This is a genomic window from Saccharopolyspora taberi, assembly GCF_039534165.1.
GTDB lineage: Bacteria > Actinomycetota > Actinomycetes > Mycobacteriales > Pseudonocardiaceae > Saccharopolyspora_D > Saccharopolyspora_D taberi.
The window spans coordinates 481,736-495,389 of sequence record NZ_BAAAUX010000019.1; the positions used below are offsets into that span (position 1 = coordinate 481,736).

A 13,654-nucleotide genomic window follows, 5' to 3' on the forward strand; every position below is an offset into this window, starting at 1 on the left:
TGCGGGCGTTCACACCACGCCGGCGGCCACCACGCCGCGGCGGATCGCGGTGACCGCCTTGGCCGCCGTCCCGCCCACCGGGTCGGACTTGCCGACCACGTCGCGGATCTGGTCGAGCAGGTCCACGACCTGGCGGCACCAGCGCACGAAGTCACCGGCCGAGAGCTCGTGCCCGGTCGACTCCGCCGCGGTGAGCACCCGCTCCAGCGACTCGCCGCGCGCCCAGCGGTACACCGGCCAGGCGAAGCCCGGATCGGGCTCGCGGGTGCGGTCCAGCTTGTGCCTGCGCTCGTCGTCCTCCAGCTCGCCCCACAGCCGCCAGGTCGCGCCCAGCGCGTCGGAGACCGGGCCCGACGGCACCTGCGGCGCCATCGGCCCCTCCCGCCGCGACTCGTACACCAGCGACGACACCACCGCCGCCAGCTCGGCGGGGCCCAGCTTCTCCCACACGCCGACCCGCAGGCACTCGGCCGCGAGCAGGTCGGACTCGCTGTAGAGCCGGGTCAGCCGCCTGCCGTGCTCGGTGACCGGGGCCTCGTCGTCGTCCGGCAGCACGTAGTCCCGCTCGGCCAGCAGCGCGATGATCCGGTCGAACGAGCGCGCCAGCGAATGCGTCGTGGTCGCGACCTTGCGCCGCAGCGCGTCGTTCTCGCTGCGCAGCCGCTCGTAGCGCTCCGCCCAGCGCGCGTGGTTCTCCCGGTCGTCGCAGCCGTGGCACGGGTGCGCCTTCAGCGCGCGCCGCAGGGTCGCCAGCTCGGCGTCGTCCCCGGAGTCGGACCGGCGGCGGGACCGGCCGCCCGGGGTGCTGATGCCGGTCTGGCGCAGCGTCGAGGCCAGGTCGCGGCGCGACTTCGGCGAGCGGGTGTCGACGTGCTTGGGCAGCTTGATCTTGCCCAGCGCCTCCACCGGCGAGGTGAAGTCGGCCACCGACAGCCTGCCCGACCAGCGGTCCTCGGTGACCACCAGCGGCCGGGGCTCGCCCATCGGTTCCAGGCCCGGGTCGATGACCACCGCCAGCCCGGAACGGCGGCCCGCGGGCACCGCGATCACGTCGCCCTTGCGCAGCCGCTCCAGCGACTTCGCCGCCTCCGCGCGGCGCGACGCGCGGTTCTGCCTGGCCAGCGCCTTCTCCCGATCGGAGATCCGCTTGCGCAGCTGGAAGTACTCGTCGAAGTCGCCGAGGTGGCAGCGCATCGACTCGGCGTACCCGGCCAGCGCCTCGGCGTTGCGGTCCACCCGCCGGGACACGCCGACCACCGAGCGGTCCGCCTGGAACTGCGCGAAGGACTGCTCCAGCAGCTCCCGCGCCGACTCCCGGCCGACCCGCTGCACCAGGTTGACCGCCATGTTGTAGCCGGGCCGGAACGACGACCGCAGCGGGTAGGTCCGGGTCGAGGCCAGCCCGGCGACCTGCTTCGGGTCGATCCCCGGCTGCCACACCACCACCGCGTGGCCCTCGATGTCGATGCCCCGCCGCCCGGCGCGGCCGGTGAGCTGGGTGTACTCGCCCGGGCTGAGGTCGACGTGCGACTCGCCGTTGAACTTGACCAGCTTCTCCAGCACCACCGTCCGCGCGGGCATGTTGATGCCCAGCGCGAGCGTCTCGGTGGCGAACACGGCCTTGACCAGACCGCGGACGAACAGCTCCTCGACGGTCTCCTTGAACGCGGGCAGCAGGCCGGCGTGGTGCGCGGCGACCCCGCGCTCCAGCGCGTCCCGCCACTCCCAGTAGCCCAGCACCGCCAGGTCCGACTCGGGCAGGTTGCTGGTGTGCTCGTCGACGATCCCGCGGATCTCGTCGACCTCGTCCTCGCTGGTCAGGCGCATCCCGGCGCGCACGCACTGGTTGACGGCGGCGTCGCAGCCCGCACGGCTGAAGATGAACACGATCGCGGGCAGCAGCCCGGCCGCGTCGAGCCCGTTGAGGATCTCCACCCGCGACGGCGCGTAGAACCGCGGCGGCTTGGGCCCCTTGCGCTTGCCGTTCGGGCCGCCGCGGCGCCCGTAGGGCGTGTGCACCCGGGCCAGCTCCTGGGTGTGGCGCAGCAGGTTCGGGTTGATCCGCAGCTCGCGGTCCTGGGTCTCCCCGCCGAACAGGTCGAACATGCGGGGGCCGACCAGCATGTGCTGCCACAGCGGCACCGGCCGGTGCTCGTCGACGACCACCGTGGTGTCGCCGCGCACCTCCACCAGCCACTCGCCGAACTCCTCGGCGTTGCTCACCGTCGCCGACAGGCTCGCGACCTGCACGTACTCCGGCAGGTGCAGGATCACTTCCTCCCACACCGCACCGCGGAACCGGTCGGCCAGGTAGTGCACCTCGTCCATCACGACGTAGCCGAGCTGGTCGATCGTGCTGGAACCGGCGTAGAGCATGTTGCGCAGCACCTCGGTGGTCATCACGACCACCTGGGCGTTGCCGTTGATCGACGTGTCGCCGGTCAGCAGCCCGACCGCGTCATCGCCGTGGCGCTCGCACAGGTCGGCGTACTTCTGGTTGGACAACGCCTTGATCGGCGTGGTGTAGAAGCACTTCCGGCCCTCCGAGAGCGCCAGGTGCACGGCGAACTCGCCGACCACCGTCTTGCCCGCGCCGGTCGGGGCGCACACCAGCACGCCGTGGCCCGCTTCGAGGGCCTGGCACGCGGTGCGCTGGAAGGGGTCGAGCTCGAAGGACAGCTGCCCGGTGAAGTCGGTGAGCTTCGGGTGCGCACTGCGCCGCGCGTGCGCCGCGTACCCGTCGGACGGGGACAGCTTGGTGAGGTTCGAACGGCTTGCAGCCACCCCTCAAGGTTTTCACATCACACCGACAGGCGTCGCGGGACGTGCTGAGCTTCTCAGACGGCGGAGGCTCCGAAGCGGTCCTGCCGCTTCGGAGCCCCATACAAGCGAACGGGACTGTCCTCGCCAGCGAACACCTGAAGCACTCAGACCAAGCGGTACCGCTAGGTGACGTCGTCCTGCTTGGGCGGTGCCGACAGGTCCGACGCGGGCGGCGCGGAGGGCGTGACGTCCAGCTGGGACGGCCGGTAGTCGATCTCCGACGCCTCGTCCAGGCCGATGCCGCTCATGCCCTGCTTCTCCAGCTTCTTGGCCTTGGAGCGGTCGTGCGCGCGGCACATCAGCACGGCGATGCCGAACAGCACGCTCAGCGCGGCGGCCAGCGCCAGCATCGAGATCGGGTCCTGCCCCGGGGTCGCCACCGCGGCGAAGACGAACAGCGCGAACACCAGTCCGCGCCACCAGCTCTTCAGCTTGGCGTAGGTGATGACACCGGCCCGGTTGAGCATCACCAGGATCAGCGGCAGCTCGAAGCTCACGCCGAAGATCACCAGCATCAGCAGCACGAAGTTGATGTAGTCACCACCGGTGAGGGCGGTGAAGAAGGTGTCCCCGCCGAACCCGGCCATGAAGGTCAGGCCCTCCGGGACCACGAAGTACGCCAGGACCGCGCCCGCGACGAACAGCACGCTCGCGAAGCCCACGAAGGTGCCGGCGAACTTGCGCTCCTTGGCGTAGAGGCCGGGCGTGATGAACGCCCACAGCTGGTACAGCCACACCGGGCTGAACAGCACCGCACCGACCGAGACACCGACCTTGAGCCGGAGCATGAAGACCTCGAACGGCTTGGTCTGCAGCAGCTGGCACTTGCCAGGAGTCGGGCTGAAGCGCATCTCCGGCGGCATCGCGCAGTACGGGCCGGTGATCAGGTCGCCCAGCGACGGCAGGCCGAACAGCGTGTTGGAGAACCACCAGAAACCGAAGGCACCGCCGACGACCACCGCGACCATGGCCACGCCGAGCCGGTAGCGCAGCTCGAAGAGGTGATCGACGAGAGTCATCGTGCCGTCGGGGTTGTGCCGACGACCCCATCTGCGCCGATCGGCGCGGAACGGGTTCAGGCGGCGCAGCGGACTACCCACCGTGAGTTCCCGTCCTCAGTCACTTCTTGGTGTCGTTGCGCTGCGTTTCCTCGATGGAGGACGCGGCCGTGGGCGCGCTGGACTCGCCGGGGGCGAGCTGCTGCGGCTCCTTGGCCTTCGCCGCCTTGGCGGCTTCCTCGTCGGCCTTCATCCCGCGCGCCTCGGCCTTGAAGACCCGCGCGGACTGCCCCAGGGAGCGCGCCATCTGCGGCAGCTTGGTGGCACCGAAGAGCAGCACCAAGACACCGACGATGAGTACGAGCTCCCATCCACCTGGCAGACCCATCCGTGCACACCCTTTCGTTGGTTCCGGCGCATCCATGCTACGCGGAAAGGCTAGTAGTCAGTAGCGCCGCTAAACAGACCCGTGGCGACGCTCGGCCAGCGCCACTCGGACGCCCGCCATGCGTGCTTTCAGCAGACCGCTGCGGTCGTCGAGGTCCTCGACGACCCGCCGCTGCATGGCCCGGAAGCGGCGCAGCGCGGCGAACATCCGGATCACCAGGAACAGGAGCAGCAGCAGCCCCAGGCCGAGAAGGACCAGGCTCAACACATACGGCACGCGATCACCGTAACCCCCTCAGGTGGACGGCAGATGACGTGCCCGCGTCAACGCGGATTCAGCGCGTTGACGCACGTCACAGGCCAGGTCGTCGGGACTGGAGACGCGGACCCGGCCGCCCTGCCCGAGCACCAGCCGCACCATCCAGGACCGGTCCGAGTAGCGCATCCGCACCCGGGCCCGGCCGCCCGGCAGCTCGGTGACCTCGTCCACCGGGTAGTACTCGGCGATCCAGCGGGCGTCCGGGTCCAGCTCCAGCTCCGCGACGGGCTGGTCCGGCATCGGCCGGAACAGGCCGTCGGAGAAGTCCGCGGGCTCGGCCTCCGGCGGCGGCTGCGCGGGCTCGTCGAGGGCCTCGACGTCGTCGATGCGGTCCAGCCGGAACAACCGCATCCCGCCCGCCTGGCGGCACCACGCCTCCAGGTAGCTGCGGCCGTCGATGAGCAGCAGCCGCATCGGGTCCACGGTCCGCTCGCTGATCTCGTCGCGCGAGGCGGTGTAGTAGCGCATCCGCAGCGCACGCCCCTGCGAGGTGGCCCGCTGCACCGTCTCCCGGACGCCCGGGCCCAGCGCGCCCTCCCGGCCCGCTAGCCCGACGACCACGCCCGCCGGACGGGCCTGGCCGACGGCGTTCTCCACCTTCGCCAGCGCCCGCTGCACCGCGTCGGTGTCGGCGACGCCCGGGGTGTCGGCCAGCGCCCGCAGCGCGACCAGCAGCGCGGTGGCCTCCGACGCGGTCAGCCGCAGCGGCCGGTTCATGCCCGCGTCGTAGGTGACGGTGACCGTCTCGCCCTCGAAGGACAGGTCGATCAGGTCGCCAGGGCCGTAGCCGGGCAGCCCGCACATCCACAGCAGTTCCAGGTCGCGCCGCAGCTGCTGCTCGCCGACCCCGAAGTCGGCCGCGGCGTCGGCGACCGGGATGCCCGGCCGGCTCAGCAGGTACGGCACCAGGGCGAGCAGCCGCGGCAGCCGGTCGGTCGCGCTCCTCATTCCCCAGGTTCCCCTCGGTCGCGTGCCGCGCCGAGGTGCGTCTCGTACACCGTCTTGCGCAGCGTGTCGGGTTCCAGCACGGCCACGTCCGGGCCGTACCCGGCAATCCAGGTCGCCGCCGAGTCCGGGTACACCAGGTCGAGTTCGACGATGTCGCCCGCGACGCCGTCCAGCTCCATCTCGCCGACCACCGACGCCCGGCGCCGCAGCCCCTGCGCCCGGCCGCGCTCGACCCACAGCCTGGCCAGGGCGCTCGGTGAGGGCTCCCGCTCGTCACCGGCGACCACGCGCAGCAGGTCGACGTCGGCGGGGCGCTGCACGGCGTCCCGCGGCCCGAACGCCTTGACCTCCCCGCCCATCCGGGACAGCCGGAAGCAGCGCTCGGCCCGCCGGTCCCGGTCGTGGCCGACGAGGTACCAGCGGCCCCGCCACGACACCACGCCCCACGGCTCGACGGTGCGCTGCTGCGCCTCCTGGCTGCTCGGGCGCCGGTAGTCGAAGACCACCGCGCGGCCGGACTGCACCGCCGCCAGCAGCGGGCCGAACGCGGGCTCGCTGGTGCGGACCTTGGGCTCGATGGCCGCGGACGCCCGCTCGTCGACGTCGACCCCGGCGGCCCGCAGCTTCAGCAGCGCGCCGCGGGCGGCGCCCGTGAGCTCCGGCGAGTCCCAGAGCCGGACGGCCAGCGCGACCGCGGCGGCCTCGTCCGGGCGCAGGTCGATATCGCCGAGCTCGTAGTCCCGGCGGGCGATGCGGTACCCGTCGGTGAGGTCGAACGCCGAGTTGCGCCCGGTTTCCAGCGGGATGCCCAGGTCTCGCAGCTCGGCCTTGTCCCGTTCGAAGGTCCGGAAGAACGCCTCGTCGCTGGGTGCGCCGGCGTAGCCCGGCACGATGCTCCGGATCCGCTCCGCCGTGAGGTACTGGCGAGTGGACAGCAGGCACAACACCAGGTTCACCAGGCGTTCGGCACGCATAGTGGCCACTTCGAAACTCTAGCTCCACACCATGTGATCAAGTGTTCGGGTCCGCGGACTCGACGCAGGCCACGCCGTCGCCGGTGAGCACGGCGGGCACCCGCGCGCCGGGCACGCCCGCCACGGCGCCGGTCAGGAAGCCGCGGTGGACCAGCCGCCGCGCCGTCGCCTGGTCGCTGAACAGCAGGCCGTCGACGTAGAGGTCCGGCTCGGAGCTGCAGGTCATCTCGACCCGCCCGGCGGCGACCGCGCGAAGGGCCGCGAGTTCTCGGTTGTTGAGTTCGGGGTCGTCGAGTTCGGACAGCACGCGGGACACGGTCCCCACCTCCCCCTGGTGGTCGCCGGTTCCGGAGAACCGGATGTGGTCCTCACGTTCGGCGAAGCTCCCGGGTCGTCCCCAGCGCTGCGGTTTCCCCAGCCACCGCAAGCGTTCTCCGTGAGCAGTGCCGAGTACACCCGGCGGAGCCGGTGGCGGGCAGAGCAGAAATACCTGCCTCACGGGCCGTTTCCCACTCATCCGTCCTCAGTGCACAGCTGTTCCCGGTGCACAGCGGTTCGATCCCCGCCACAACACCGGCTTGATTTCGATTGACACTGAAGGAATCGCGCGGGCAAATATGATCGAGGGTGCCCGGAGGGCCCTAAGCTGGCCCACATGCCCGCACCGGTCATGCTCATCACCGGCGCCTCCCGCGGAATCGGCGCGGCGACCGCCCGCGCGGCGGCAGCCGCCGGATACCGGCTGGCGCTGCTGTCCCGCTCCGCGGAACCGCTCTCGACGCTGGTCGACGAGCTCGGCCCGGCCGACGCGATCCCGCTGATCTGCGACGTCACCGACTGGTCGCAGGTCAGCGCCGCGGTCGAACGCGCCGAGGACCACTTCGGGCAGCTCGACGCGGCGGTGGCCAACGCGGGGCTGAGCGTCGAGACCTCGTTCCTGGGCAACGGCGGCGCCGAACCGGAGCAGTGGCGCGACATGGTGCTGACCAACGTCTACGGCCCCGCGATCACCGCCCGCGCCGCGCTGCCCGCGCTGGTCCGATCGCGCGGTCACCTGCTGCTGACCGGCTCCGCGGCCGGACGCGGGATCAGGCCGGGCAACCTGTACTCCGCGACGAAGTGGGCCGTCACCGGGATGGCGCAGAACATCCGGGCCGAGTGCGTCGGCACCGGCGTCCGCGTCACCATCGTCCAGCCGGGCAGGGTCGAGACGGACATGAGCACCCCGACGCGGCACGAGGTGCCCAGGCTGCGGCCCGCGGACGTCGCCGAAGCCGTGCTGTACGCGCTGCGGCAACCGGCCTCGGTCGACGTCAACGAGATCGTCGTCCGCCCCACCGGGCAGGATCCCCTGCGGTAGCACGCGGAAACGTGGCAGGCGGGAAAACCCACCTGCCACGTCCGCTCCCGGTCAGGCCACGAGGTTCGCGAAGACGATCACGTTGTCGCGGTAGCTGTGCGCCTTGCTGTCGAACGATCCCCCGCAGGTGATCAGCCGCAGCTGCGCGTCCGGTGTGCTGCCGTAGACCTCCCGGGTCGGGAAGGCCGACTTGGGCACCTGGACCACCTGCTGGACGCCGAACCGCGCGGTCGACCCGTCCTCCCGCTGCACGTCGACGACGTCGCCGGGCCGCAGCTCGTGCAACCGGTTGAAGATCCCCTTCTGCCCGCCGCCGTCGACGTGCCCGGCGATCACCGCCGGACCCGCTTCGCCGGGGGTGGGCCCGCCCCGGTACCAGCCTGCCTGCTTGGGCTGCGACACCGGCGGCACCTGGAGCTCCTTGTTCCGGCCCAGCCCGAGCTCGACCAGCGACGACTGCGCCCCGATCGCCGGGATGTCGACCGCCACCGGCTTGGACTCCGGCATCGCGGAGGCGGCCTGGACCCCGGCCTCCGGCTGGTAGGACGGCCCGCCGGACATCAGCGCCCAGCCGGACAGCAGCACCAGGAAGGTGAGGACGGTGACCGCCGCCGTGATCAGCAGGCGGCCCCCGTTCCGGCTCGTGTTCGTCGCGTTCACGGCCTGCGCTCCTCGTCGTCCGTGCCGGTCACCCGGCGGCGCAGGACGTATCCGCCCACCGCGGTACCCGCGACCAGCGCGGCCCCGGCGGCCAGCAGGGTTCCGTCGGGCCCTTCCGCTCCGCCGCCACCGGTGTCGACCGAGCCCTGCGGGACTTCGGTCACCTGCGCGGCCTCGTCACCGGCGAAGGTGACGCCACCGGGCGCACCGCCCGTCGCGGGCTTGCCCGTGTCAGTTCCCGGATACGGGTACGGGCTCGGCCCCGGGTAGGGCTTCGGGTTCGGCTTGGGTTCCGGCTTCGGCTCAGGCTTGGGTTCCGGCTTGGGCTTCGGTTCCGGCTTGGGCTCAGGCTTCGGCTTGGGCTTCGGTTCCGGCTTGGGCTCAGGCTTCGGCTCGGGCTTCGGGTTCGGTTTCGGTTCCGGCTTCGGCTCGGGCTTTGGCTCGGGCTTGGGCTTGGGTTCCGGCTTGGGAATCGGCTCGCAGAGCTTCGGCTGGATCTTGCAGATGTTGATCGGCGGCTTGGGAACCGGCGGCTTCGGTGGCGGCGGCGGAGGCGGAGGCTTCGGCGTATTGCCGCACACGAAGGGCAGTGGGATCAGCTTGCAGATGTCGATCGGCGGCTTCGGGATCGGCGGCGGTGGCGGCGGAGGCGGGGGCGTGGGACCACCCGGCAGCCCCGGGATCCCGGGGATCCCCGGAAGCGGGATGCCCGGCAGCGGAATCCCCGGCAACGGGATACCTGGCAGCGGAATTCCGGGCAGGCCGGGCAGCGGGAGACCGGGCAGGAAGTTCTGCCTGCCGGGCTCCTGCTGGGTGCCCGAGTCACTGCCGGACTCGGTGCCCGAGCCGGACCCCGAAGAGCCCGAAGAGCCCGAAGAACCGGTGGAGCCCGAGTCCGAGCCCGAGCCGGAACCGCCCGAGCTGCTGCCCGAGCCACTGCCCGACCCCGAGCCGGAGCTGTCGCTCGAGGACGAACCGCTCCCGTAATCACCGGTATCCCGGTGGAAACCGCCCAGGTCGCGGTGGATCCCGGCCGGGGAGGGCGCTGGTGCGGCGAGGGCAGTGGCCGGTGCCAGCGCGCAGCACGCCGCCCCCGCGAAGATCACCCCGAAGTTCCGCAACGTCTTGTTCATGGACACTCTCGCAAATCCAGCCCCGAGGGGCGTCGGTCTCTTTGGATGGGCCCGCGTTGCCGCATCGCCATGACCAGAAGAGTCGCGTCCTGGCGAGACCGATTCGATGGTGTCCGCACCCGAGGGCACGTGCCGGAACCCGAGAATCCGGAGGGTGCCGACCCCCACGAGGACCAGGGGGGCGACTTCGCCGCGCACCAGCGAAACGGCGCGGCGCCCCCGGGATCGGAGGCGCCGCGCCGTCGCTCGTGCTTGCGGGTTGCTCGGGTTACAGGGAGCTGATCAGCCGCTCCACCCGCTCGTCGACCGCGCGGAACGGGTCCTTGCACAGCACCGTGCGCTGCGCCTGGTCGTTGAGCTTCAGGTGCACCCAGTCGACCGTGAAGTCCCGGCCCGCGGTCTGCGCCGCGGCGATGAAGTCACCGCGCAGCTTGGCCCGGGTGCTCTGCGGCGGCGTGTCCTTGGCCGCCTCGATCTCGCCGTCCTCGGTCGCCCGGTCCACCAGGTCCTTGCGCTGGAGCATGTCGAACAGGCCCCGGCCGCGCCGGATGTCGTGGTAGGCGAGGTCGAGCTGCGCGATGCGCGGGCTGGACAGCTCCAGGCCGTGCTTGTTGCGGTAGCGCTCCAGCAGCCGCAGCTTGATCGCCCAGTCCACCTCGCGGTCGATCAGCGAGTAGTCCTGCTTGTCGATCGCCTCCAGCGCCCGGCCCCACAGGTCGAGGATGCGCTCCGACATCGGGTCCGAACCGCGCCGGGCGACGTGGTCGACCGCGCGGCCGTAGTACTCGCGCTGGATGTCCAGCGCCGACGCCTCCCGGCCGCCCGCGAGCCGGACCGTGCGCCTGCCGGTCAGGTCGTGGCTGATCTCGCGGATCGCGCGGATCGGGTTGTCCAGGCTGAAGTCCCGGAACTGCACGCCCTGCTCGACCATCTCCAGCACCAGGTTGGCCGCCCCCACCTTGAGCAGGGTGGTCACCTCGGACATGTTCGAGTCGCCCACGATGACGTGCAGCCGCCGGTACCGCTCGGCGTCGGCGTGCGGCTCGTCGCGGGTGTTGATGATCGGCCGCGAGCGGGTCGTCGCGCTGGACACGCCCTCCCAGATGTGCTCGGCGCGCTGGGACAGGCAGTACACCGCGCCGCGCGGGGTCTGCAGCACCTTGCCCGCCCCGCAGATGAGCTGGCGGGTGACCAGGAACGGCAGCAGCACGTCGGCGATCCGGGAGAACTCGCCCGACCGGCCCACCAGGTAGTTCTCGTGGCAGCCGTAGGAGTTGCCCGCGGAGTCGGTGTTGTTCTTGAACAGGAAGATGTCGCCGCCGATGCCCTCGTCGGCGAGCCGCCGTTCGGCATCGATGAGCAGGTCCTCCAGGATCCGCTCCCCCGCCTTGTCGTGGGTCACCAGCTGGACGAGGTCGTCGCACTCGGCGGTCGCGTACTCCGGATGCGAGCCAACGTCGAGGTAGAGGCGGGCGCCGTTGCGCAGGAAGACGTTCGAGGAACGCCCCCACGACACGACCCGCCGGAACAGGTACCTGGCCACCTCGTCCGGAGAGAGCCGACGCTGCCCGTGGAAGGTGCACGTGACCCCGAACTCGGTCTCGATGCCGAAGATCCTCCGCTGCATATGTCCACACTAGGCGTATTTGCGTCAACCGGCGGTCCGCCGTTCGGGCTTCGTTGCGCGGGAAAACGGTGTCGCAGGGTGAGGTTCGTCCTGGTCATCACGCGATGACAGGGCCGCAAGGGCCTTTTTCCCGTTGTCCGGACGGCTCAACCGCACCCTCCGGGCCGGGCAGCCGCTGGTCGAACCCGCGGGTAACGTCGCCCGCGTGCTGGACAGGTTTCGCGAGGTCGTCAACCGCGGCGACCGCAGGCTGGCGCGGCGCAGCGCCCGGTTGCCCGCCTCCCCGGCCGACCGCGGTCTCAAGGCCCTGACCACCGCCGCCGACCACAGCGTGCTGTGGCTGACCACCGCCGCGCTGCTGGCCTGCCGCAAGGGCCCGACCCGGCGGGCGGCGCTGCGCGGCGTGGCCGCCATCGCCGGCGCCAGCGCGACCGCGAACCTGGTCGGCAAACCGCTGTTCCCGCGCAGGCGCCCGGCGGCCGAGCTGATGCCCCGGCACCGGAGGCTCAGCGACCCGCCCACGTCGTCGTCGTTCCCGTCCGGCCACGCCGCCTCGGCCGCCGCATTCGCCACAGCCGTCACGATGGAGTCCCCCGCGACCGGGGCGGTCGTCGTCCCGGTCGCGGCGGCTGTCGCCTACTCCCGAGTCCACACCGGGGTGCACTGGCCGACCGACGTGCTGTGCGGCGCGGCCGTCGGGGCGGGGATGGCCTGGGGCACCAGGCACTGGTGGCCGCTGCGGCCGGACGAGCCCGCGGCCAGCGAGCACCCGTCGGAGGTGCCGGCGCTGGAGGACGGCGAAGGCATGCTGGCCCTGGTCAACCCCGGGTCCGGCAACGGCCAGCTCGACCCCGAGGACTGGATCTGCCAGAACTGGCCGAAGGCCGTGATCGTGCACCCCGAGCCGGCGGAGGACCTGGTCGAGGGGCTGCACCAGCGGCTCGACCAGGCAGGCGGCTCCGTCCGCGCGCTGGGGGTCGCCGGGGGCGACGGCACCGTGGCCGCGGTGGCGTCGGTGGCGACCGAGTACGGGCTGCCGCTGGCCGTGGTGTCCGCGGGCACGCTCAACCACTTCGCCCGCGACATCGGGGTGGAGGACCTGGCCTCGGTCGCCGACTCGGTCGCGAGCGGATCCGGCGCCACCGTCGACCTGGGCGGGGTCGCCATCGACGACCGGCCCACCGACTGGTTCATCAACACCGCCAGCCTCGGCGGCTACCCGGACATGGTGCGCTTCCGCGAGAAGTGGGAACCGCGCTGGGGCAAGTGGCCCGCCGCGGCGATGGCGCTGATCCGGGTGCTCTACGAGTCCAGCCCGCTCGACGTGGAAATCGACGGCCGGCACCACCGGGTCTGGGTGCTGTTCGTCGGCAACGGCGCCTACGCACCGCACGGCTTCGCGCCCGCGTGGCGCCCCCGTCTGGACAACGGGACGCTGGACGTGCGGATGGTCCGCGCCGACCGCCGCTTCTCCCGGCTGCGCTTCGTGCTCGCGGCGATGACGGGCGCGCTGCACAGCAGCCACATCTACGTCGAGCGCCGGGTGTCCACGATGGACGTCGTGGTCCGCGGGACGCCGGTGGCGCTGGCCACCGACGGCGAGGTGCACGAGCCCGGCACGCGGTTCTCGTTCACCGCGCACGAGAACGTGCTGAGCGTCTACCGTCCGGCCACAGTGGACTGAGTCAGCTCTTCTCGTCGTCGCTTCCGGACTCCGGCTCGTCCTGCTTGGGCAGCAGCGCTTTCAGCGCCGCGCCGGTGATCCGGCGGAAGGTGCGGTTCGGCTTGGCGCGGTCGAGCACCGCGACCTCCAGCTGCCCGGCGCCGAGCTCCCGCGAGCCCTCCCCACCGGTCGACAACGCCCGGATCGCGACCTCGGCGGCAGCGGCCAGCTCCAGGCCTTCGGTGAAGGAGTCCTTCAGCGCGGTGGTGATGGTGTCGGCCTGGCCGCCCATCACCACGAACTGCGGCTCGTCGACGATCGAACCGTCGTAGGTCAGCCGGTAGAGCTGGTCGGAGTCGGCGGTCTGGCCGACCTCGGCGACGCAGATCTCGACCTCGAACGGCTTGATCTGCTCGGTGAAGATCGCGCCGAGGTGCTGGGCGTAGGTGTTGGCCAGCGCCCGGCCGGTGACGTCGCGGCGGTCGTAGGAGTAGCCGCGCACGTCGGCGATGCGGACCCCGGCCACCCGCAGGCTCTCGAACTCGCTGTAGCGGCCGACCGCGGCGAAGCCGATCCGGTCGTAGATCTCGGAGACCTTGTGCAGCGTCGTCGACGGGTTCTCGGCGACGAACAGCACGCCACCCGCGTACTTCAGGACCACCACGCTGCGTCCCCGCGAGATGCCCTTGCGGGCGAGCTCGGAACGCTCCCGCATCAACTGCTCGGGAGAGGTGTAGAACGGCATCGTCACGACAGTGCACT

At 71.7% G+C, this 13,654-nt stretch carries 13 protein-coding genes; 2 read left to right on the forward strand and 11 right to left on the reverse strand.

From position 1 onward, the window contains the following. Window positions 1-9: 9 nt before the first annotated feature. From ABD691_RS23900 to ABD691_RS23930, 7 genes are all read right to left on the reverse strand, one after another. Window positions 10-2,784, reverse strand: a complete 2,775-nt coding sequence (locus tag ABD691_RS23900; protein WP_344683267.1) for a DEAD/DEAH box helicase — start codon at window positions 2,782-2,784, stop codon at window positions 10-12. 161 nt (window positions 2,785-2,945) lie between these two features. Then, window positions 2,946-3,923, reverse strand: a complete 978-nt coding sequence (tatC, locus tag ABD691_RS23905; protein ID WP_344683269.1) for a twin-arginine translocase subunit TatC — start codon at window positions 3,921-3,923, stop codon at window positions 2,946-2,948. 19 nt (window positions 3,924-3,942) lie between these two features. After that, entirely contained in the window at window positions 3,943-4,209 is a 267-nt protein-coding gene (gene tatA / locus ABD691_RS23910; protein WP_344683271.1) for a Sec-independent protein translocase subunit TatA, read from the reverse strand. Window positions 4,210-4,278: 69 nt separating this feature from the next. Beyond that, a complete protein-coding gene (locus ABD691_RS23915; protein ID WP_344683273.1) occupies window positions 4,279-4,485 on the reverse strand; it encodes a bacteriophage holin in 207 nt (68 codons plus the stop codon). Between the two features lie 18 nt (window positions 4,486-4,503). Continuing rightward, complete coding sequence (locus ABD691_RS23920; RefSeq protein WP_344683275.1) at window positions 4,504-5,475, reverse strand: helix-turn-helix transcriptional regulator; 972 nt, start codon at window positions 5,473-5,475, stop codon at window positions 4,504-4,506. Further along, entirely contained in the window at window positions 5,472-6,458 is a 987-nt protein-coding gene (locus ABD691_RS23925) for a helix-turn-helix transcriptional regulator (protein WP_344683277.1), read from the reverse strand. The genes ABD691_RS23920 and ABD691_RS23925 overlap by 4 nt, the downstream gene beginning before the upstream one ends. A 28-nt stretch (window positions 6,459-6,486) precedes the next feature. Then, the gene (locus tag ABD691_RS23930; RefSeq protein WP_425565148.1) at window positions 6,487-6,876 is read right to left on the reverse strand and encodes a hypothetical protein; all 390 of its coding nucleotides are present in this window, start codon (window positions 6,874-6,876) and stop codon (window positions 6,487-6,489) included. 228 nt (window positions 6,877-7,104) lie between these two features. On the opposite strand from ABD691_RS23930, the gene ABD691_RS23935 reads away from it, so the two are divergent. Continuing rightward, window positions 7,105-7,809 carry an SDR family oxidoreductase gene (locus ABD691_RS23935; RefSeq protein WP_344683278.1) on the forward strand — a complete coding sequence of 235 codons (705 nt, stop codon included), beginning with the start codon at window positions 7,105-7,107 and terminating at the stop codon, window positions 7,807-7,809. A 51-nt stretch (window positions 7,810-7,860) separates the two neighbouring features. Here the strand turns inward: ABD691_RS23935 and ABD691_RS23940 are convergent, their stop codons facing one another. The 3 genes from ABD691_RS23940 to pafA form a co-directional block, all read right to left on the reverse strand. Continuing rightward, window positions 7,861-8,469, reverse strand: coding sequence for a class F sortase (locus ABD691_RS23940; protein ID WP_344683280.1), 609 nt, complete (start codon window positions 8,467-8,469; stop codon window positions 7,861-7,863). Further along, window positions 8,466-9,602: a hypothetical protein gene (locus tag ABD691_RS23945; RefSeq protein WP_344683282.1), complete on the reverse strand. Its 1,137-nt coding sequence runs from the start codon at window positions 9,600-9,602 to the stop codon at window positions 8,466-8,468. The genes ABD691_RS23940 and ABD691_RS23945 overlap by 4 nt, the downstream gene beginning before the upstream one ends. Window positions 9,603-9,870: 268 nt before the next feature. Continuing rightward, the gene (pafA, locus tag ABD691_RS23950) at window positions 9,871-11,229 is read right to left on the reverse strand and encodes a Pup--protein ligase (protein ID WP_344683283.1); all 1,359 of its coding nucleotides are present in this window, start codon (window positions 11,227-11,229) and stop codon (window positions 9,871-9,873) included. Between the two features lie 205 nt (window positions 11,230-11,434). Here pafA and ABD691_RS23955 point away from each other — a divergent pair, with 205 nt between their 5' ends. Further along, the gene (locus ABD691_RS23955; protein WP_344683285.1) at window positions 11,435-12,913 is read left to right on the forward strand and encodes a bifunctional phosphatase PAP2/diacylglycerol kinase family protein; all 1,479 of its coding nucleotides are present in this window, start codon (window positions 11,435-11,437) and stop codon (window positions 12,911-12,913) included. 1 nt (window position 12,914) lies between these two features. On the opposite strand, the gene prcA is transcribed toward ABD691_RS23955, so the two are convergent. Further along, the gene (gene prcA / locus ABD691_RS23960) at window positions 12,915-13,643 is read right to left on the reverse strand and encodes a proteasome subunit alpha (protein ID WP_344683287.1); all 729 of its coding nucleotides are present in this window, start codon (window positions 13,641-13,643) and stop codon (window positions 12,915-12,917) included. Between the last annotated feature and the right edge of the window lie 11 nt (window positions 13,644-13,654).

Bases quoted from the DNA above. Each gene is read 5' to 3' on its own strand.
- tatA (WP_344683271.1), bottom strand. From the start codon at position 4,209: ATGGGTCTGCCAGGTGGATGGGAGCTCGTACTCATCGTCGGTGTCTTG.
- ABD691_RS23935 (WP_344683278.1), top strand. From the start codon at position 7,105: ATGCCCGCACCGGTCATGCTCATCACCGGCGCCTCCCGCGGAATCGGC.
- ABD691_RS23920 (WP_344683275.1), bottom strand. From the start codon at position 5,475: ATGAGGAGCGCGACCGACCGGCTGCCGCGGCTGCTCGCCCTGGTGCCG.
- pafA (WP_344683283.1), bottom strand. From the start codon at position 11,229: ATGCAGCGGAGGATCTTCGGCATCGAGACCGAGTTCGGGGTCACGTGC.
- ABD691_RS23945 (WP_344683282.1), bottom strand. From the start codon at position 9,602: ATGAACAAGACGTTGCGGAACTTCGGGGTGATCTTCGCGGGGGCGGCG.